This window comes from Aquimarina hainanensis (assembly GCF_042684685.1).
GTDB classification, from domain to species: Bacteria; Bacteroidota; Bacteroidia; order Flavobacteriales; family Flavobacteriaceae; genus Aquimarina; species Aquimarina hainanensis.
In genome coordinates this window covers 563,675-581,905 of record NZ_JBHULX010000039.1, presented here as the reverse complement: position 1 = coordinate 581,905, position 18,231 = coordinate 563,675, and the positions used below count along the sequence as shown (strand labels likewise).

The window sequence follows — 18,231 nt, the reverse complement described above, 5'->3', positions numbered from 1 at the left end:
CTTATGTTTTCAGGAGTTAGGTATAAAACCTATCGTTTTAGGTACGAATGATTAGATCTCAGAAAGGTTCTTTTTATAATTTTTAGAAACAGGCAGTTCCATAAAGGTAAGAGAGATGGTGTTTGCATCTTTCCAGGACTTAAAATGCATGGGATTTATAAGGTGAGAACGATGAATTTTAACTAAAAATAAAATATCGTTTTCAATTTTTTTTAGGGAAGAACGAATGAGTTTAGAGGCGAGTTTATTGTCCTGTATAAAAAATATCTCTACATAATTTTGCGCATTAGAAATACTTATTAACTCAGACTGCTTGATTTTTAGAATATCAAGCTTATTTTCTCCTTTGATTAGTATCATATCCTCTTTTACTGGAATTAATCTGATAGAATAATAGCGGATTACCAATACAATTGGAAGCAATACAAAGGCAGCCTTCAAGGTAATGTTAAGACAAAACTCTGTAAAGTTATAGCCTCCGTTTAGGAATGAGCTTTTGTATACTAAATAATTACAGATAGTATACAGTATATAATAAAATAGAATACTACTTATTTCAAGACCAATATTCCATTTTTTAATTTTGTGATATATTCTATTCTGGAGGATGCTTAGAATTCCATAAGTAATAAAAGAAACGACATTAAATCCTATACTGATTTTAATCCATGCTTCTAGGTTTAATGTCCCATCGTCGAAGGGTCTAATGATAAAAGCAAATAAAAACCCCCAAAGAGTGATAAAAAGCCCTATCAATAAGTGGTGTTTGATCGATGGGTTTAGTTTCTTCATTATTCTTACTTATTAGAGATTAATTCAGGAAATATCGCAATGTATATTTTACAGTAACTTCTTTATTATCTTGTTTTCCGGGAGTAGCTACCGGTAGTAGTTTGATAACTCTCTTTGTTTCTATGTCTATTTTTTGATGGGGACTTCGTACCTGAATATTAACAATGTTTCCTGATGTATCAATGGTAAACTGAGCAAATATATTCTGTGTATTCTCCAGGTTTAACTCTGTCTTTAACTCTTTATTGAAGTTGTTATCAAACAAGTTTTTTATAAGTTTATGGGTACACTTGATTTTATCTTCTTCTTCGCAACCTGGAAAGACCGGTTTTTGGGCTACAATGCGGAAAGGGATATTTTCCAGTATTTCATATTTTTCATCTGAAGCTTCATAAATTTCTTCAACTTCTTGTGCATATATTGATAAAGAAAATATGAATAGTAGGGGTAATAATTGTTTTTTCATTGTATTCGCAGGTTTTGAGTTTTTATTTTAAAATTTAATTAAGGAAGGAATACATTGTAATATTCTCCAGATATACTATATGTGTTATAGGGGAGGAAAGTGTTACCTCATGTTTTGTTTTTTATCGAATAATCAATCGATGTTTTGGAACAAGGTACATCTATTTTTTTAAATATCATTTTATGTGCTTGTATTGAGATAGTTTTTACTGTTATATAGTGGCAGCTATAAAGGGGGAGCCTATCACTAGTCCATTTTTATAGAATAGAAGGCAACATATGACTTTTACAGGATATTTTCTATTGAATGATTTCATTTTTTAATGCGATAATTTCTTCAATGATTTTCATTTCTTTTTTTACACCTCTGCGAATAAGAACAAATAAGATACTCCCCATTATTATATAGGACACATCGATAAAAACAAGATTCCAAAAGCTTATATAACGACTAAATTCTGGGGTAATCATATAAAAACCTAAAGTGTATAAAACAATAATAACAGGAGCGACTACTTGATGGATTGTTTTTCTGAATTGATGAAAGACTATACTATTTTCAGTTTGTTGCAGGGTTTTATCAAGACTGTTTATTTGTTTTGCTTTATAAATACTGATTACTTCTACAAGAATTCTGAACAAGAGTCCTATGATCATAAGACTAGCTCCTATTTTGCTTAGTAATTCTTTAACAGGAGCTACATAGTAGAAAAACAAGGAAATAACGATTAATGTTATAGTCAGAATACTGATAGTACCGTAATAGAAAAAAAAGTTTTCTTTTTCTTTTTTCTTTATACTGGCATATAGATTATTAAGGCTGTCATCAGAGGAAGTAATCTCTTTTTTACTACTTTCCCAGCTATTTTGTAGTTCTTCAAAATTGCGAATCATGTTACTTGTTTTTTTAAGGTGGTTTCCAATCGTTTTTTTATCCGATGAATTTTTACTCTCACATTAGCAGGGCTAATTCCGATTACTTCAGATATACTTGCATAATCCTGATTTTCCAGAACCATCATAATAATTAACCGATCTACTTTTTTTAATTGTCCAATAGCATTATAAAGCATTGATATTTTAGGATTTGTTACATCTTCCATTCCGGAAGTGCGATCTGCTATTTCCGGTATGGGAAGTGTTTGTGCTTTTTTCTCTTTTTTTACATATTGCAGACAGGTATTTACAGTGATTCTGTATATCCATGTTTTATATGAAGAGGCTCCTCTAAAGCTTGTCAGGTTGTTCCATACGCGGATAAATACCTCTTGCGATAAATCGTTAGCAGTATCTCTATCACCTTTTACAAACCCTAAACACATTTGCAACACCATTGGGTGGTGTTGCTGGTATATGTTCTCAAAAGACTTGTTTTTACTTTTTCTCATTAGCTAAAAAGGCTTTTGTAACTTCATAAAACCATTGTGGTTGATCAAACATGACAAAATGTTTGCTTTTAGGGGCCATTTTGAGCGTTTTGTTTGATAGGTTTGCGTATTGTTTTTCAAAATTTTCCTTTGCTATTTTTAGATTAGGAAAAGAGGCACCTATTATCAATGTTTCACAGCTTATCTTTTTTAAGGTGTCTCTTAAATCAAGTTTTAGTAAATCAGTATACCCGTATACCCAGGTTTTACGATCAGCTTCCAGGATCCAGTTGGCGATCGTTTCTTTTTTATGAGCTGTATTTGTCATATTAGAGGCCATCATGGTTGCCATATTCTTAAATTGCTGATCATCCATATGTAACATTTGCTTATTATAAGGATTATCATACACTAAATTTTCTACAGGAACATTTGGCATCATTACTTCGCGCATACATGGTAATGCATCTACAATGATAATTTTTGATACCTTATTTGGTAACGTAGCAGCAATATCTACCGCTAGATTTCCTCCCATACTATGTCCCATAATAATGATATCATTGAGTTGTTGTTCTTGTATATACGTAATGATTGAATTCTTGATATTGGTATACCACGGCATTTCGATTGATGGAATTCCATTAAAACCAGCATACGAAACACGGTACGATTTTCTATTTAATGCCACATGGGTAATTGTTTCTTTCCAAATACTTCCAGGTGTAGTAAATCCGGGTAAAAATACCATTGGTTTTCCTTCTCCTATGGTTTCTATCTGTATAGCATTAGGTTGTTCAGAGATATTGTAGCGTACTGTTTTTTCTAAAGCATGGCTTTGCGCTCCTAATAGAATAAGAATGAATACGAAGAAATTGTTTATTGATTTTGTCATGATACGATTGTTTTTATGTATTTCGTATCCCTTTGATTAAAAACCAATACTAATTGTTACACTTTTGAGAAAAAAAATAAATTATTTCTTATAAGTATTTGATATTTAGTTTTTTATTGTATTTAGGGTAATTTGTGTTTACATAGAATTGTAAAGTTATCTGTATTTTTTTAGATTCTGATTTTCTTTAATTTAAGCTGAAGTATTTTCTGCAGATCAGACTGGTGTATATAGTGGTAAAACGATTTTCCTGTTTGTTATAAACAACTCCATTTATTTTTATATCATTTCTCAATACACTATTGAGTTCATGCTGTAGTTCTTTTATTTTATGATTGAGATAGTAGGAAAGAATACAGAAGTTAGGATCAACCGTTTGACCTAGTGCCTTAGAGTGTTCCTTTTGTTTTTTTATTTCATTATATACATTTTTCACACCTCTTAGATGAGAAAACTCTTGATTTCCAAGTGCATCCTGGATAATAGGGTTGCTCGTTGACAATACAAAAGATATGTTACGAACATCCTTATTTTTGATCAATGTATTTATTTCTCTCATGGTAGCACCATCAAAAGAAACAGAGTTTCCAAGAGAGGCATAATAGTATTTTTTATGCCTGAAAGTCTTATTAATGACGGGCTCCAGATAATCCGTAGGGCAAATAAAGTATAAGGATTTGTTCATCAAATAAGGTTTTACTATTTCATGGCTTATCGGATAGCGAAAATACATAACATTTTACACAAATGCAATCATGTTGCATTTGTGATTATTTAAAACTAATAATTTGTTTTCTTATAGGGCTAGGTGAGAGAAGTATAGTTAGTTGTATATAATTGCCTAAAAATTTGTCACTAATACTTTATATACTTTTTAAACCAATGGATTATTTCTTCAAATGAATCAAATTTTGAATAGGGAAGAGAATGGCTTTTTTGGTTATAAATTTTTACCTGAAATTCTTTTTTTAATGTATTTAGCTTTTTTACGAGTTCAATTGTTCCATCTATTGGTACCTTGCCATCCTGACGAGAGTGCAATATATAGAGAGGGGTGTTGATTTTATCTGTCCATTTAACTGCTGAACGGTCATGTATATGTTGTTCCTTTTTTTGGATAAAATCGGGCAGAATATTTTCCAGACCTTTATAATTTAAGTCTTGGGATAGGTCTGTCCACCCTGTTAAGAATATGGGTCTTTTATTCGTCAGGTTTTCAAAATCGGCAATACCTCCAATGACAGCCGCTGCATTAACATTGATATGAGTAAGGCTTTTATAGGTCATTAACCCGCCACGTGAAACTCCTACCATAAAAATATTATCAACATCTATAAAATCAATGTTTTTGATGGATTGAAAGAGTTTAATAACATCCTGGATATCATCACCTCCAATCTGATCATTAGCACCGGATGCTCCAACATATCTGTAATTCGATGCATATACGGCAAATCCATTTTTAGCAAGCGCATAAAAATCAGGAAAATCTTCTTCTGTGATACGCCCTATATTTCCAGTACCTCCTCGGTTGTAAATAATTACAGGAATTTTTGTGCCGGAAGTTGTTTTGGGAATACAAGAAAACCCCTGGACTTCCGTGTCATCACTTGTATAATTAAATTTTTCAAAAATATAGTTCGTTTGTTTTCTTGCTATTTCATAGGATAGACTATCATATCTGTATTTTCCCAACGGGCTTATTTGTTCATAGGGCTTGGTAATTTTAACCTCAGATATATTGTATAAACGAGTTTGCGAAAGAAGTGTAAATGGGATTAATAACAGGAAGAATATAAAAAAATGATGTAGGTTCATATGCATTTGATCAGAAGAATATATTATTTGGATGATTGACGAAGGAGAGTCGTATGATATTTTATGAAAGTTTATTCCCTTTAACCAGATAACTGTAACGAATCGATTCCTCTTTGAGATGTAAAAAGCTTTTTCTTCGTTTGTCTTTTGTGAAATTTTTAAAGTCTGTATCTGATTCGAAGGATAAGAAATGAATTTCATAAGGGATTTCTTCCTGATAAGAAATATATGCACTTTTGTCGGGGCGGATACGATAGATGAGTTTTCCGATATAGTCTGCCAACAGAGGAATGGAAAACTCTTCGAACTGATGGAATATATACTCTTTTCCTTCTTGTACAAAAATCATCATGGTTAGGTAAATCATAAGTTTCTATAATTTTATCTGTTTATTTTTCCTATTCTTAGAAGTATCGGAAATGTTACTTTTTTAATTTCGTTATTTTTCCAATAATGTTGTATTTCCATTTCCAGTTTGAGGACAGGGACTACTTATGTTTTGATTGTATGTTGGAAATCAGTATACTATACAGATTCGTTTTACACTTATTTTGCTGGCATGAATCATTAGTATAATCCACTTCTAATTCTTTCTACATTTGTATTCATTCTGTGTCTTACAATATTACGAAAAATGAATTGTTTAAAAAGATTCAATTTTTGCTGATGTTTAGTGTAGAATTCATCCGGGCTATCAAATGTGCCGAAATCCTGATTGATTCCTTTATCCTGAATATACGTATTGTTTACATTCCATTCTATGGGCGGGTTTTCAAAATTATCTGTAGCCACTCCATAACCACAGAAGGAAGTTTTGCATTGACTGTTTTTTTTCTGTAGTTTTTTTATGTATTCCTTATCCAGAATCACTCCTTCTAGAAAGTACCATTGTTCGTTTAAGTATACTTCTACCCAACTATGTAAAATATTTCTAGGCGAAAGGACATACCAAATACCATTTAAAGCCCCTTTTTGTAATTTTTTGTCAATAGTAAATCCGTGTATTCTGTTAGGAATTCCAGTTGCACGTAAGAGGGCCATTAATAAACTGGCTTTTGTGTTACATTGACCATATCCGTTTTTTAAAACCTCTGAAGAAGGGATATCATCAGCACTGTTATAGCCAAATTTTATATCATCTCTTACGTAATTATAAATAGCCTTTACTCTTTTTACCGTACTTAAGTCCTTCCAATTGCGATTCTTTATCAGCTGTTGTATATGCAGGTTCGAATAATTTAGAATTTTGGTTTCTTTTAGATAGTTCTTCATTGTTTTTAGCTTTGCAGGAATAGATTACCAGATATGATGAATAATACTTTTATTCATATTACCGGACAAAGTTGCGAAGGAATCTAAATTTAAAATTGTATAAACTGGCTATTCTTTTTGAAACATAAACTTAGGAGTTACTCCAAATGTTTCTTTAAATGTTCTCGTATAATGCGAACTATCGGTAAAACCAAATGTATGTGCTGTGTCAGTTATAGAATGTGTTATCAGATATGGTAATGACTTGATCATTTTATTCCAGAGTTGATACCTTCTGAAATTAAGACCTGTAACATCTTTGAACAAGTGAAGAAACCGGGAAGTTGATAGATTGGATAGTTCGGCAATTTCTTCCAGGCTATATATTTTTTCAAAATTTTCTTCAAAAAGAAGTAATGTGTTACGAATTCTATCATCTTTTAGATGATACTGATCTTCACAATCACATTGGTATTGATACATGCGATCTTTGATATGTAAACAGAATGTGTTGAATGTTATTTTTTTTGTTTGTAGACGGTGAAGAATATGAACTAATTCTTTTTTAAGAGAAGACTCCAGAGAAGTAACTTTTAATGTTTTGTAATTCAAATAGAATTGATGTCCTAATGGACTTAGGGGATTAATTAGTATGGTTAACTGAGGCTCTGGGCTGATTAACTGATGTAATGTATTAGAAGCAATATAAAAAGAGTCTGCGTAGGTTTGCAATGCTCCTTTTCTAGTCATACGCATATTGGAATGTGTAGAAACACTTAGCTGTAATGCATAATGTTTATGAAATTCATTGGTAGTTAAAGCTCCTACAAATAAGCCATAATTGTTTTCAAAATGAAACATCGTATTTTTTATCTTATTATAGAGATGAATGCACCTATAGCTATTTCGAATTTAAAAAATATTTTTATATAGTATCATATGCTGGTATCCAGAAAATTTACTGAAGTCTATTTTGTTAATGATAGTTTACATCGTATTTTTTACTTTATCAGGTTGATTGTGTACTCCATTGTATACTGACCAAATTATATCCTTTCGAAACTTTAAAAAAAGACCTGTCAATTCCTTGAAAATATGTGAATTAATAATAAAGGAGCCCTTGAATCATCAAGCACTCCTTTAATTGTATAACTAGTAATTAGTACTAGTCCGGGGAAGTTACCCCGGGTAGGTTAAGAATATATGTTTATTTATGATCCTGGATAGATGATGTTATCTTGTTTTTTGGTAGTTGAACCACTATTGTCACAAGGTCCAAGAAGTTTCCAATCACCTGGAATTTTTTCAAACAGATTTCCTTTGTGTTGCACTTTATCCCCTATGTTATAGGACGTAAATATGCTCCAAACAGGTATCCCATCACAAGAATTCCCTGGGTTTATGTCTTTTCCCGGATAAATAGAGGCGATAAATGATTTATCTGTAGCAGATAATCTGGAGTTGTATCCTACTGAGAAACCATCTAACGTATGCTTAGCTGAAATAGAGTAGTGCATAATAGACTCTGGATCATAGGTACTGTAATTAGTAGAGTTTTTACTATGACGTTTGAACAGGTTATGATCAACTTCTGCTTTTGACCAGTTGTTTGGTGGTCCCGCATAGTAGGCATATACAGCTTCTTTATCCCAGTTGATTTCTGCAACAGGGTTTTGGTGTTCGTGGATTAATCCAAGCGCATGTCCAAATTCATGAATTGTGGTGGCTCTAAAATCCTCTTCAGAAGTATTGTCATTAAACCATCCATAGTGCATGCTACGACTTTGGTAGTTTGCTTCTGTTCCTAAATAAGACCAGGATCCGGCATCATCGGCATAGGCACCTTCCTTAAAAGTAATTTTAATATTGGCATTGCTGGAAGCTGCGACAAAATCAAATTTTATATTAGCATATTTTTCCCATTCTTTTGCATATTTTTTTACTTTTGATTGTACGTAACTGTTTCCGTTTAAGAATTTTACGCGAATGGTTTGTCCTGGTTTCCATTGTACATTTTTAGTACTTGCGGCTTTCGTGTTTAATGCAGTGTCCCACTTTTCCATACAAATGTGTAAGCTCTTAGAATCGTTGGTTTGAATGTCTTTTTGGAATTCGACGTCTTTTTCACAATTGAACAGTGAAATAGAAAGCAAAGCGATAAAGCCTGCCTTCATCAGGTTTGTTTTTTTCATAATTATTGTAAAGTTTGTGTATTGTCAAAACGTCCCGGATAAAATATATTTTACACGTACTTCGTTTTAACTGCTTTTTGTGATTTTGATGGGGTTTTTAAGAATAGTTAACAGCTTTTTTTGTTGTGTATAACCTTTTTGGGAGATTCTTGTTAGAAAGATATAAATGCACTACCCTGAAAACAGGGTAATGCGTTTTCACTTAATTCGGTGTTTTGACATCCTGAAGGATCCATCATCTTTGCACTGTTAATATAAATCACGGTTATATACCATCTAAAAAGAAACTAAATATTATGAAAAAAACAGTATTAAACTTAGCATTGATCGTTGCAGTAGTATTTGCTACGTCTTGTAAGAACGAAGCTAAAACAGAAAATGCAGATACTACAACTGAAAAAGTAGAGGAAACAAAAGAAGAGAAGAAAGAGGAAAAGAAAGAAGAAACTGCTGCAACTAATGTTCCTAGTTTTAGTAATGAAAAAGTACAGGAATATGTAAAGGCATACGAAGCGTATATAGCAGAATACAGAAAAGCAGCAGAAAGTAAAAATGTTACTGCTTTAGGAGCTTTGGGAGAAAAAGGACAGGAATTAGCAACGAAGTCTCAGGAATTAACTGCAAACCTATCTGGAGATGATGTACAGAAATTCACTGAATACATGATGGCTAAAGGAAAAGAATTACAGGAATTATCTAATAAATTCTCTGAATAAAGATATTATTTTTAGTTAGTGAGTTTAGTGATAAAGAAGCTGTCTTTAGAATACGAATACACGTTGAGTGAGAACTTATAAAGTTGTTATTTTGTTGATATATTAAGTTAGTTAAGTTCTAATTACATCATTTCGTATATAAAGTTTTAGTGTACAGGCAGCTTCTTATTGCTTAACGGGTTTAAAACGTTGTTGGCTATATTTTTATAATATAGCCAATTTTTTATACTTGGTTTTGACAAATATTATTGTAGGCTATTTACAGATTTGTTAGGAATGAAGATATAGGTATATCTTGTAATTTGTTGTTAAATAACGTGTAATAATGTTAAAATAATATGTTTCTGATATTTTCCTAATAAATAATTGTTAAATACCCAAAAAAGACCTTACTTTTGCAGCCCAAAAATAGCAAAAGCGTTTATATGTCGGAGACCATTACTAGTACAGAATCAGAAGAGGGTAAAATAGGAAAAGATCTATATAGCTATCAAAAAGGAGCTATTCATAGTATTTTTAAAGCGTTTGAAGATGCCCCCGAAAATTACCATCTGTTATATCAATTACCTACCGGTGGAGGAAAAACAGTAATCTTCTCTGAAATAGTAAGACAATACCTCAAACATTATAATAAGAAAGTAGTCGTACTCACACATCGTATTGAACTTTGTAAGCAGACAGCAGCAATGCTTACCGGGTTTGGAGTACAGAATAAAGTGGTTGATAGTACTGCCAACCTGGATGATCAGGGGAATTATAGTTGTTTTGTAGCCATGGTGGAAACCCTTAATAACAGGCTAAATGAAGATAAGCTAGATATTTCTGATATAGGGCTGGTGATCATTGATGAGGCACATTATAACTCATTCACTAAACTATTTAAATTCTTTGATAGGTCATTTATACTCGGTGTAACAGCAACGCCATTGAGTTCTAATGTAAAATTACCAATGAATGAGAATTACAATGAGCTAATTGTGGGAGAAACAATTGAATCATTGATCAAAAATGAGTTTTTAGCCAAAGCAGAAACATATTCTTATAATGTTGGATTAACATCTCTGGTCGTAGGATCAAATGGGGATTATACGGTAAAATCCTCTGAAGATTTGTATACAAATAGCAGTATGCTAGGGAAGTTGTTGCAGGCATATGAAGAGCGTTCTAAAGGGAAAAAAACACTGATATTCAATAATGGGATTAATACCTCTCTGCATGTGTATGATACCTTTAGACAGGCAGGGTACCCTATTGCACATTTGGATAATACAGCGAGTAAGAAAGAACGAAAAGATATTCTTCAATGGTTTAAAGAAACCCCGGATGCTATTTTAACTTCTGTAAGCATCTTGACCACTGGTTTTGATGAACCTAGTGTAAATACGATTATTCTGAATAGAGCGACTAAATCATTGACTCTGTATTATCAGATGATTGGTCGTGGTTCCAGAATCTGGAAAGATAAAAAGACTTTTACTGTTATTGATCTAGGGAACAATTTTTATCGATTTGGTCCTTGGGGATCAGATTTAGATTGGCAGAAAATTTTTGGCTCCCCGAATTATTATCTGGATACACTACTGAATGATGAAGAGATTGAAGGGAATTTTGGGTATCAGATGCCAGAAGAAATCCGTAAGGAGTTTGCCAAGTCAGAAGACGTGTATTATGATATGAAAAAAGCATATACAGAATCTGTTAGAAAAGGAGAATCTTCCAAGGTGCTACTGGAACGATCAATAATTCAGCATACTAAGATCTGTGTAGAGAATAGTGAAGACGTATATGATGCATTGGCACTCGCCAAATTATTAGGAGATGATATCAATCATCGAATTCAAGCATATGCTAAATGTATTAGCCGAAGTACATACAACTTTTTGGATTGGTTAAGGGATGATTATCGCAAGAAATTAAACTCATATATTCGGGAAAACTTCGATAGAATGTTTGAAGAAATTCATGGATATCCTCCAGAATAATTATACGAAATAATAGTAATTGGTTAAAAAAAATCTTATTTTAATTCTACTCTTTTAGTAAGGAAATTAGGTAGTTCTTAGTGAAAGTTTTGATACGAAAAATCATAATGCCACTGCTGTATATGAAGTATTGCTAATATAAAAAGTAATGGAAAAAATTATTTCTGATATATTTAAGGAACACGTAACACTGACAGAAACAGAGTGGAAGTACGTGAGTACCTATTTTAATAGAAAAGAATTTCCGAAAAACAGCTATTTATTAAAAGAAGGACAGGTCGCTTTCGAAGCATTCAGAATTATAAAAGGATGTTGTAGGGTGTATTATAATTTTGATGGAAAAGAAAAAAATATAGGATTCTCCAGAGAAGATGGCTGGGAAACAGATGTAGAAAGCTTTTTTTATCATACACCTTCCAAAATGAATATACAGGCTATTGAAAATATGACAGTGTATGGACTGACTTATAAAAAGAAAATGGAATTGTTCGAATACAATCGTCAGTTTGAAACTTATTTTAGAGTATTAGCTGAAAAACGAATTACTTTTCTGAATAGTCTTTTGATTAAAAGAGATACCATGAATGCTAAAGAACGTTTTAAGTCTTTTAAAGAACGGCAACCATGGGTGTTTCAAAGAATTTCTCAATATCATATAGCTTCTTATCTTGGAATTACACCAACCGCATATAGTTTGATCCAAAAAGAATTATTACAAGGGTAATTTCTTTAACTAGTTAATTTTTCATCAGAATATCGGTATCTATTTTTGTAGTTATAATTAATAACACAAAATGTGATGAAGAAAATAATATGGACCCCATTTTTCTTAGTAATTGTACTAGCTATTATGACTGCATGTTCTGATGCAGATGAAACTAATACGGAGCTAAGTCAAAAAGAACTAGTAGAACAATTTTATAATACATTATATTCAATCAATCAGGAAAATTTAGAAACCTATCTCTCCGAGGAATATAAAGAACATCAGATAACGGCTAATTTTAGTATTCGGGGGCTTCGATCTTATGCCAGAAATAGGGTAAGAACAAACTCGGATCACAAGATAACGATCCATAGAATTATTGAAGAAGAAGACTTTGTTTTCTTACATGTAGAAGAAACGTTTGGAGATGAGCGTATTGCCAGAGGAGAATTATTCCGATTACAAGATGGAAGAATCGTAGAACATTGGGGGAATCTACAATCACACCCAGAAACAACACCAAATGGGAATACTATGTTTGATGGAGCTTCTGTAGATTATACCGCAACTTCAGGAAGAAAATTTAAGGAAGTTTTCAGGAAAAAAGATGAAGAGATGTTTAACGAATTAGATTATAGTATTGTAGAGGAAACCAGGCATACTACATATGAGCAACATAATCCGTTTATAGGAAATGGAAGAGAACAGTTAAAAGACTGGTTTGATTATATACGTGCGGATGGAGCATCATTTAATGTAGAAAATAAAATTATCATCGCGGAAGGGGATTTTATTGTTCAGTTGAATCATTTTATTGTACATCCCGGACAAACCCAAGAAGCAATGAATGAAAAAGTATTCGATTTGCTAAGAGTACGAGCGGACGGGAAAACAGATGCTCATTGGGATATTATAGAATCTCTAAACGGAGCAAATGAAGAACTTGTTTTTTAGCCGAGAAACAATTTCAGTGGTTAATTGATAGTTAGTTAAGACAGGATGTACATCCTGTCTTTTTTGTATTAGGATACACAAACTTGCTCCCATATCTTTTGTAGTGATGAGTTATAGAAAGTACCTAATCAATTACCTGAAACAATAAAAGGAATTTACAGAGAACACTGCAGATTATTAAATGAGAATAGAACCTTGTTTTACTAAAACCTCTTACTGACATGAAAACGATGCTTCAGAAAAAGAAAATTAATGGATTTGAAATAGATGTAATCAAATCCAATATAAATGTGGTGAAACTTCTCTAAAAGTTGGATTTACTTTTAGAGAGACCAGAGTTGTGATCTAATCTGTAATGTATAGAAAAAGGAGGTAATATAAGATGATATCAGAAGTATAATATAAATTTATTAAATACATATATTATATAGATTTTATCATCGCTGAGAATCGAATATTTGAAGACATACTGAGTAATGGTTCGGAATATGTGATTTATAATAGTTTTTTTAAATATTTTTTTTGTTTATTTTTTGTGTAAAGGCTATTTTTTTTATGAATGTCTTATTATTTATTGTTTTTTAGTTATTATTTTTTAGTGATAATAGCTTTTTGTGAATGTTTTTTCATTATTGAATAATGGGCGTTTTGAATCAAGGAAATAAAAAAAGCCCCAATTTTGGGGCATTAAAGCAAAAAAATCAGACGATGTACTTAAAATATTCAGTTTGGGGAATATTTCTATGGCTGTTGCTTGGTGGCAGCTAATACAATTTCTCTAATATTTACTCCTTGGGGTTGATTATAGGCATACCATATAGATGATGCTATATAAATAGGAGAGAGTACTCCTCCCATTTCTTTTTTCCATGAATCATATCCATCTTTAATTTCCTGAGAAGTAGTATGTGATAAAAGTTCAGTTTCCACTGCTCCCGGTGCGATGGTTACCATACGTACATTATGTAAGGCAGCTTCTTCTCTGGCATTTTCTGTAATCGCATGTACTCCGAATTTTGTTCCGCAATAAGCAGCGTGATTAGGAAACGTTTTTCGACCAGCTATAGAACTAATATTGATGATTGTTCCTCGTTGTCTTTCTTTCATTCCTGGTAACACCGCCTGCATTCCATGTAATACTCCCAGAATATTTACATCAAACATTTTCTTCCATTCCAATGGATCTTGAGTAGCAATATCTCCTAGTAACATGACCCCTGCATTATTAATAATAGCATCAGCAGGACCAAAAAGAGTTTCTGCTTCGATAATAGCTTCTTGTAATTGGTCATAAGAAGTAACATCCACTTGCTTACATAAGGTGTTAGGTAATTGTAAATTCTCTAATTTTTCAATTCTTCTAGCTATGAGTAATAAAGGGTGTTTTTTTTCAGAAAATAATTGAGCAGTAGCAGCTCCTATTCCAGAACTAGCACCTGTAATTACAATTAATGGCTTATCATTAGATTTCATTATGAAATTATTTTTAACATTAGTGCTGCAAAATTATTTACTAGAATTTGCTCCCCAAAATACCAATTTTTGATCTTTATTATAATTTATTATTATGATAGATTTGTGTTTTTTATATGTTTTTACCGGGATAAAAATGAGATAATTATATTTTAAAAAGTGTTTTATTGCGAATTATGTAACACTTTACGTTTTTTTTCGTCCTATGTAATTACGGTATAAACACACTAATTAATAATTATTTAGTATGAACAATAGAAACAAACCATTCTTTTTTTTCCTGATGTGCCTGTTAATTATAGGCTGTTCACCAAAGGAAAAAAAGGAAGAAGAAAAAATGGAAGTCCCTGAGAACAAACGAGGATTTCAGGTGCCAGTAGAGTATTACACATTAAAAAATGGTCTAAAAGTGATCCTCTCACAAGATCATACAGCACCAACTGCTGTTGTAGCAGTCTATTATAATATAGGTTTTAGGATAGAACCCAAAGACAGAACAGGATTTGCACACTTGTTTGAACATATGATGTTTCAAGGGTCTAAAAACCTGGGAAAAATGGAATTCATCAAATTGGTAGAAAAGAATGGAGGCGTTCTTAATGGTTCGACACGATTTGATTTTACTAATTATTTTGAGATTGTACCAGCACATAAATTAGAAACCATGCTATGGGCAGAAGCTGATAGGATGAAGGGCTTAGCAATTACACAAGAAAACTTAACCAATCAGCAAGGAGTAGTAAAAAATGAAGTAAAAGTAAATGTGTTAAATCAACCTTATGGCGGTTTCCCATGGCTGGATATGCCACAATATGCTAATACAAATTGGTATAATGCCCATAATTTTTATGGAGATTTAAAAGATTTAGATGCTGCAAATTTAGAAGATGTCGCTTCTTTTTTTAAGACGTATTATGCCCCTAATAATGCAGCGATATCTGTAGTCGGAGATTTTGATATAAAAGAGACTAAACAATGGATAGAAAAATATTTTGGAGCGATCCCTACATCAGATCTTCCTGTCAAGGCTGATATCTCAGAACCAAGACAAGAAAAAGAAAAAAGTTTTGTCAAAAATGATTCCTTAGCAAATAAACCTGCTATTGCAATAGCATACCACATGCCGGAACGAAATACTCCAGCGTATTATGCCATGGGATTATTAGATCAGATATTAGTGCAAGGAGATAATAGCTTGTTGACTCAAAAATTAGTTAATGAAAAAGGAATCACCTCTAGAGTTGGAGGTGGAATTAATTACCTGGGAAATATGTTTAATTATAATGGTCCTATGTTGTGGATGTATAATTTTACCTATGATAATGAAACCTCTAAAGAACAGGTATTAGCCGCTGTAGAGGAAGTGATGACGACAATAAATGAAGGAATTACACAGGAAATGATCGATAAAGCGTTAGTCAAAATGCGATCTTCCTTATACGATGATTTAGGTGGATTTTTTGGGGTAGGACGTGCTGATTTATTGTGTTCTTTTGCTTTGTTTGATGATGATCCATATCGTATTAATTCTATAGAAGGAGAATTCAAAAAAATTACTCCTGAGGTTATGAACAAGACCATAAAAGAGTACTTACGATCTTCTAATCGTACCATATTAACCGTGAATCCATTATTAGCTAATAACAAAAAGACAAACTGATGAAACGTATTATATCAATTCTAATAGTCATATTGTGTATTAGTGTTAATGCACAAGAGAAAGAACTTCCGCCAGAAGGAGGAACTCCTAAAGGTTTTTCTATTCCTAAAAAAGGAGTAATTACTTTAGATAATGGGTTGAAAATAGTAACTATCCCATATGGAGAGATTCCTAAGGCTACTATCACCATTAGTATTAAAACTGGAAATATACATGAGCAGGAAGAAGAAGTATGGTTAGCAGATTTTATGGCTGATTTACTCGAAGAAGGAAGTACTACTCTGAATGCAAAACAAATTGCCGATAAGATGGCTTCTATGGGAGGGAATCTTAATATAGGAGTAAGATCAGAACGAATGTCGCTAAATGCATCGATATTAGGCGAATTTGCTCCAGATGCTATTGCTGTAATGGCAGATGTACTGATGCACCCGGGATGGCCGGCATCTGAGGTTGATCGTATCAAAAGTAATATGAAAAGAGACTTGTCTGTGAGTATGGCACGACCAACAGCTCAGGCGTCAAAAGATTTTTATGCGTCAATTTATCCAGATCACCCATACGGAAGAGTGTATCCGACCAATGCTATGATTGAAGGCTACTCAATAGAAAAAGTCAAAGCTTTTTATGAGGCGAATATAGGAGCCAAAAGAACCACGGTATATATCGCAGGAAAGTTTGATGAACAGCAAGTAACTACAGCTATTAAAAAAGCGTTTGAAAGCTGGAAAGAAGGTCCTGCTGTCATGTATCCTGTCGCTGAGGCTGTTACAGCTCATCAGGTAAAAATTATAGACCGCCCAGGTGCTCCGCAATCAACACTTTATTACGGATTACCCGTAGTGGATCCATCTCATCCGGATTATACCGCTTTAGATATTACCAATACAATATTAGGAGGTGCTTTTGGATCTAGAATAACCAGTAATATAAGAGAAGATAAAGGATATACTTATTCTCCTGGAAGTTCGATCGATAATGGATATAAATCTGCGGTTTGGTATGAAAGGGCAGATGTTACTACGCAACATACCGGAGCTTCTCTGAAAGAAATAAATAAAGAAATTCGTCTGTTACAAGATGAAGCACCTAGTGAAGACGAATTAACCGCTATAAAAAACTACGAAGCCGGTACTTTTGTTTTAAGAAACTCTACTCCAGGAGGAATCATTGGACAGTTGATATTTCAGGATATGCATGAATTGGATGATTCTTACTTGGCTAAACGAGTAGAGAATATACATGCGGTTACCCCGAAACAGGTGCAGGAAATGATGAAAAAATATATCAAACCAGAGCAAATGACACTTGTTATTGTAGGAGATAAACAAAAAATCGAAAAACAAGTAGAAGAAACGATACGGGTAAAACAACCATTAAAAGACTAAAAACAAACAGACATGTTCTTAGTATAAAAACTCCGATTACTTCAAATCGGAGTTTTTTTAGCAATTAATTCTTATGGTTTTAACAATTTAAAGACTCTTTTGCACATCCAGTGCACAAAATTATTTCTACATTTGTAATGTGAATTACTTAGCAGTCATATTGTCTATTTATATATGTAGTTTGTCATTTGTTACCTGTAATGATGGGGAAATACATGATAGTGATGTAGTTACACTTGAATCAAAAGATACGCACCCAGATACAGAAGCAGAAGACTTTTGCTCTCCTTTTTGTTATTGCCAATGTTGTCACACTCAGATAGCAGATTTTGAAACTATTAGTTATACGTTGGTGAATGAGTCTTTTATGATAGCACCTCCGCTATATGTAGACACTGTGACAACACCTCATCTTTATAATATTTTACAACCTCCCAGAGTTTAGTATAAGTTATTAGAAATGTCTTTTCGCAGGCAAGTACATCTTTTTTTATAAAAGAGGTATACGCTGTTTTATAAATTTCTATCCAACTGCTTATTAGTAATATAGCCGTTAGATATCTAATATTATA

The 18,231-nt window shown here is 32.6% G+C and carries 19 protein-coding genes; 7 read left to right on the top strand and 12 right to left on the bottom strand.

What is annotated here, in order from left to right:
* Positions 1-51 precede the first annotated feature (51 nt).
* From ACFSTE_RS18530 to ACFSTE_RS18480, 11 genes are all read right to left on the bottom strand, one after another.
* The gene (locus tag ACFSTE_RS18530; protein WP_378254980.1) at positions 52-792 is read right to left on the bottom strand and encodes a LytTR family transcriptional regulator DNA-binding domain-containing protein; all 741 of its coding nucleotides are present in this window, start codon (positions 790-792) and stop codon (positions 52-54) included.
* 19 nt (positions 793-811) lie between these two features.
* The gene (locus ACFSTE_RS18525; RefSeq protein ID WP_378254978.1) at positions 812-1,258 is read right to left on the bottom strand and encodes an energy transducer TonB; all 447 of its coding nucleotides are present in this window, start codon (positions 1,256-1,258) and stop codon (positions 812-814) included.
* A 299-nt stretch (positions 1,259-1,557) separates the two neighbouring features.
* Positions 1,558-2,151 carry a hypothetical protein gene (locus ACFSTE_RS18520; protein ID WP_378254976.1) on the bottom strand — a complete coding sequence of 198 codons (594 nt, stop codon included), beginning with the start codon at positions 2,149-2,151 and terminating at the stop codon, positions 1,558-1,560.
* A complete protein-coding gene (locus tag ACFSTE_RS18515) occupies positions 2,148-2,645 on the bottom strand; it encodes an RNA polymerase sigma factor (RefSeq protein WP_378254974.1) in 498 nt (165 codons plus the stop codon). The genes ACFSTE_RS18520 and ACFSTE_RS18515 overlap by 4 nt, the downstream gene beginning before the upstream one ends.
* Positions 2,632-3,519 (bottom strand): alpha/beta fold hydrolase, encoded by an 888-nt coding sequence (locus ACFSTE_RS18510; RefSeq protein ID WP_378254972.1) that lies wholly within the window; start codon positions 3,517-3,519, stop codon positions 2,632-2,634. Before ACFSTE_RS18510 ends, ACFSTE_RS18515 begins: the two co-directional genes overlap by 14 nt.
* 187 nt (positions 3,520-3,706) lie before the next feature.
* Positions 3,707-4,204 (bottom strand): hypothetical protein, encoded by a 498-nt coding sequence (locus ACFSTE_RS18505; protein WP_176030179.1) that lies wholly within the window; start codon positions 4,202-4,204, stop codon positions 3,707-3,709.
* Positions 4,205-4,374: 170 nt separating this feature from the next.
* The gene (locus ACFSTE_RS18500) at positions 4,375-5,337 is read right to left on the bottom strand and encodes an alpha/beta hydrolase family protein (RefSeq protein WP_378254970.1); all 963 of its coding nucleotides are present in this window, start codon (positions 5,335-5,337) and stop codon (positions 4,375-4,377) included.
* A 61-nt stretch (positions 5,338-5,398) separates the two neighbouring features.
* Positions 5,399-5,704 (bottom strand): hypothetical protein, encoded by a 306-nt coding sequence (locus tag ACFSTE_RS18495; RefSeq protein WP_378254968.1) that lies wholly within the window; start codon positions 5,702-5,704, stop codon positions 5,399-5,401.
* Between the two features lie 200 nt (positions 5,705-5,904).
* Positions 5,905-6,609 carry a transglutaminase-like domain-containing protein gene (locus tag ACFSTE_RS18490; RefSeq protein ID WP_378254966.1) on the bottom strand — a complete coding sequence of 235 codons (705 nt, stop codon included), beginning with the start codon at positions 6,607-6,609 and terminating at the stop codon, positions 5,905-5,907.
* 108 nt (positions 6,610-6,717) lie between these two features.
* Positions 6,718-7,449 carry a helix-turn-helix transcriptional regulator gene (locus ACFSTE_RS18485; protein WP_378254964.1) on the bottom strand — a complete coding sequence of 244 codons (732 nt, stop codon included), beginning with the start codon at positions 7,447-7,449 and terminating at the stop codon, positions 6,718-6,720.
* Between the two features lie 350 nt (positions 7,450-7,799).
* Positions 7,800-8,780: a M12 family metallopeptidase gene (locus ACFSTE_RS18480; protein ID WP_176030187.1), complete on the bottom strand. Its 981-nt coding sequence runs from the start codon at positions 8,778-8,780 to the stop codon at positions 7,800-7,802.
* Positions 8,781-9,076: 296 nt separating this feature from the next.
* On the opposite strand from ACFSTE_RS18480, the gene ACFSTE_RS18475 reads away from it, so the two are divergent.
* The 4 genes from ACFSTE_RS18475 to ACFSTE_RS18460 all read left to right on the top strand — a co-directional run bounded on the left by ACFSTE_RS18475 (position 9,077) and on the right by ACFSTE_RS18460 (position 13,138).
* Positions 9,077-9,496, top strand: coding sequence for a hypothetical protein (locus ACFSTE_RS18475; protein WP_176030188.1), 420 nt, complete (start codon positions 9,077-9,079; stop codon positions 9,494-9,496).
* 425 nt (positions 9,497-9,921) lie between these two features.
* Positions 9,922-11,478 (top strand): DEAD/DEAH box helicase, encoded by a 1,557-nt coding sequence (locus tag ACFSTE_RS18470; protein ID WP_176030189.1) that lies wholly within the window; start codon positions 9,922-9,924, stop codon positions 11,476-11,478.
* Positions 11,479-11,626: 148 nt separating this feature from the next.
* Positions 11,627-12,202, top strand: a complete 576-nt coding sequence (locus tag ACFSTE_RS18465; RefSeq protein WP_378254961.1) for a Crp/Fnr family transcriptional regulator — start codon at positions 11,627-11,629, stop codon at positions 12,200-12,202.
* A gap of 75 nt (positions 12,203-12,277) precedes the next feature.
* A complete protein-coding gene (locus ACFSTE_RS18460; RefSeq protein ID WP_378254959.1) occupies positions 12,278-13,138 on the top strand; it encodes a nuclear transport factor 2 family protein in 861 nt (286 codons plus the stop codon).
* A gap of 741 nt (positions 13,139-13,879) precedes the next feature.
* On the opposite strand, the gene ACFSTE_RS18455 is transcribed toward ACFSTE_RS18460, so the two are convergent.
* On the bottom strand, positions 13,880-14,611 hold the full coding sequence (locus ACFSTE_RS18455) for an SDR family oxidoreductase (RefSeq protein ID WP_378254957.1): 732 nt from the start codon (positions 14,609-14,611) through the stop codon (positions 13,880-13,882).
* Between the two features lie 247 nt (positions 14,612-14,858).
* On the opposite strand from ACFSTE_RS18455, the gene ACFSTE_RS18450 reads away from it, so the two are divergent.
* The 3 genes from ACFSTE_RS18450 (at position 14,859) to ACFSTE_RS18440 (ending at position 18,104) form a co-directional block, all read left to right on the top strand.
* The gene (locus ACFSTE_RS18450; protein ID WP_254884034.1) at positions 14,859-16,271 is read left to right on the top strand and encodes a M16 family metallopeptidase; all 1,413 of its coding nucleotides are present in this window, start codon (positions 14,859-14,861) and stop codon (positions 16,269-16,271) included.
* On the top strand, positions 16,271-17,659 hold the full coding sequence (locus ACFSTE_RS18445; protein WP_378254955.1) for a M16 family metallopeptidase: 1,389 nt from the start codon (positions 16,271-16,273) through the stop codon (positions 17,657-17,659). Before ACFSTE_RS18450 ends, ACFSTE_RS18445 begins: the two co-directional genes overlap by 1 nt.
* Positions 17,660-17,798: 139 nt before the next feature.
* Complete coding sequence (locus tag ACFSTE_RS18440; protein WP_176030194.1) at positions 17,799-18,104, top strand: DUF6660 family protein; 306 nt, start codon at positions 17,799-17,801, stop codon at positions 18,102-18,104.
* Positions 18,105-18,231 lie beyond the last annotated feature (127 nt).

Excerpts from the sequence above, each read along its gene's own strand:
- ACFSTE_RS18520 (WP_378254976.1), bottom strand. The coding sequence starts at position 2,151 with ATGATTCGCAATTTTGAAGAACTACAAAATAGCTGGGAAAGTAGTAAA.
- ACFSTE_RS18450 (WP_254884034.1), top strand. The coding sequence starts at position 14,859 with ATGAACAATAGAAACAAACCATTCTTTTTTTTCCTGATGTGCCTGTTA.
- ACFSTE_RS18510 (WP_378254972.1), bottom strand. The coding sequence starts at position 3,519 with ATGACAAAATCAATAAACAATTTCTTCGTATTCATTCTTATTCTATTA.
- ACFSTE_RS18485 (WP_378254964.1), bottom strand. The coding sequence starts at position 7,449 with ATGTTTCATTTTGAAAACAATTATGGCTTATTTGTAGGAGCTTTAACT.
- ACFSTE_RS18500 (WP_378254970.1), bottom strand. The coding sequence starts at position 5,337 with ATGAACCTACATCATTTTTTTATATTCTTCCTGTTATTAATCCCATTT.
- ACFSTE_RS18475 (WP_176030188.1), top strand. The coding sequence starts at position 9,077 with ATGAAAAAAACAGTATTAAACTTAGCATTGATCGTTGCAGTAGTATTT.
- ACFSTE_RS18515 (WP_378254974.1), bottom strand. The coding sequence starts at position 2,645 with ATGAGAAAAAGTAAAAACAAGTCTTTTGAGAACATATACCAGCAACAC.
- ACFSTE_RS18445 (WP_378254955.1), top strand. The coding sequence starts at position 16,271 with ATGAAACGTATTATATCAATTCTAATAGTCATATTGTGTATTAGTGTT.
- ACFSTE_RS18465 (WP_378254961.1), top strand. The coding sequence starts at position 11,627 with ATGGAAAAAATTATTTCTGATATATTTAAGGAACACGTAACACTGACA.
- ACFSTE_RS18505 (WP_176030179.1), bottom strand. The coding sequence starts at position 4,204 with ATGAACAAATCCTTATACTTTATTTGCCCTACGGATTATCTGGAGCCC.
- ACFSTE_RS18480 (WP_176030187.1), bottom strand. The coding sequence starts at position 8,780 with ATGAAAAAAACAAACCTGATGAAGGCAGGCTTTATCGCTTTGCTTTCT.
- ACFSTE_RS18530 (WP_378254980.1), bottom strand. The coding sequence starts at position 792 with ATGAAGAAACTAAACCCATCGATCAAACACCACTTATTGATAGGGCTT.
- ACFSTE_RS18470 (WP_176030189.1), top strand. The coding sequence starts at position 9,922 with ATGTCGGAGACCATTACTAGTACAGAATCAGAAGAGGGTAAAATAGGA.
- ACFSTE_RS18455 (WP_378254957.1), bottom strand. The coding sequence starts at position 14,611 with ATGAAATCTAATGATAAGCCATTAATTGTAATTACAGGTGCTAGTTCT.
- ACFSTE_RS18525 (WP_378254978.1), bottom strand. The coding sequence starts at position 1,258 with ATGAAAAAACAATTATTACCCCTACTATTCATATTTTCTTTATCAATA.
- ACFSTE_RS18460 (WP_378254959.1), top strand. The coding sequence starts at position 12,278 with ATGAAGAAAATAATATGGACCCCATTTTTCTTAGTAATTGTACTAGCT.
- ACFSTE_RS18495 (WP_378254968.1), bottom strand. The coding sequence starts at position 5,704 with ATGATTTACCTAACCATGATGATTTTTGTACAAGAAGGAAAAGAGTAT.
- ACFSTE_RS18490 (WP_378254966.1), bottom strand. The coding sequence starts at position 6,609 with ATGAAGAACTATCTAAAAGAAACCAAAATTCTAAATTATTCGAACCTG.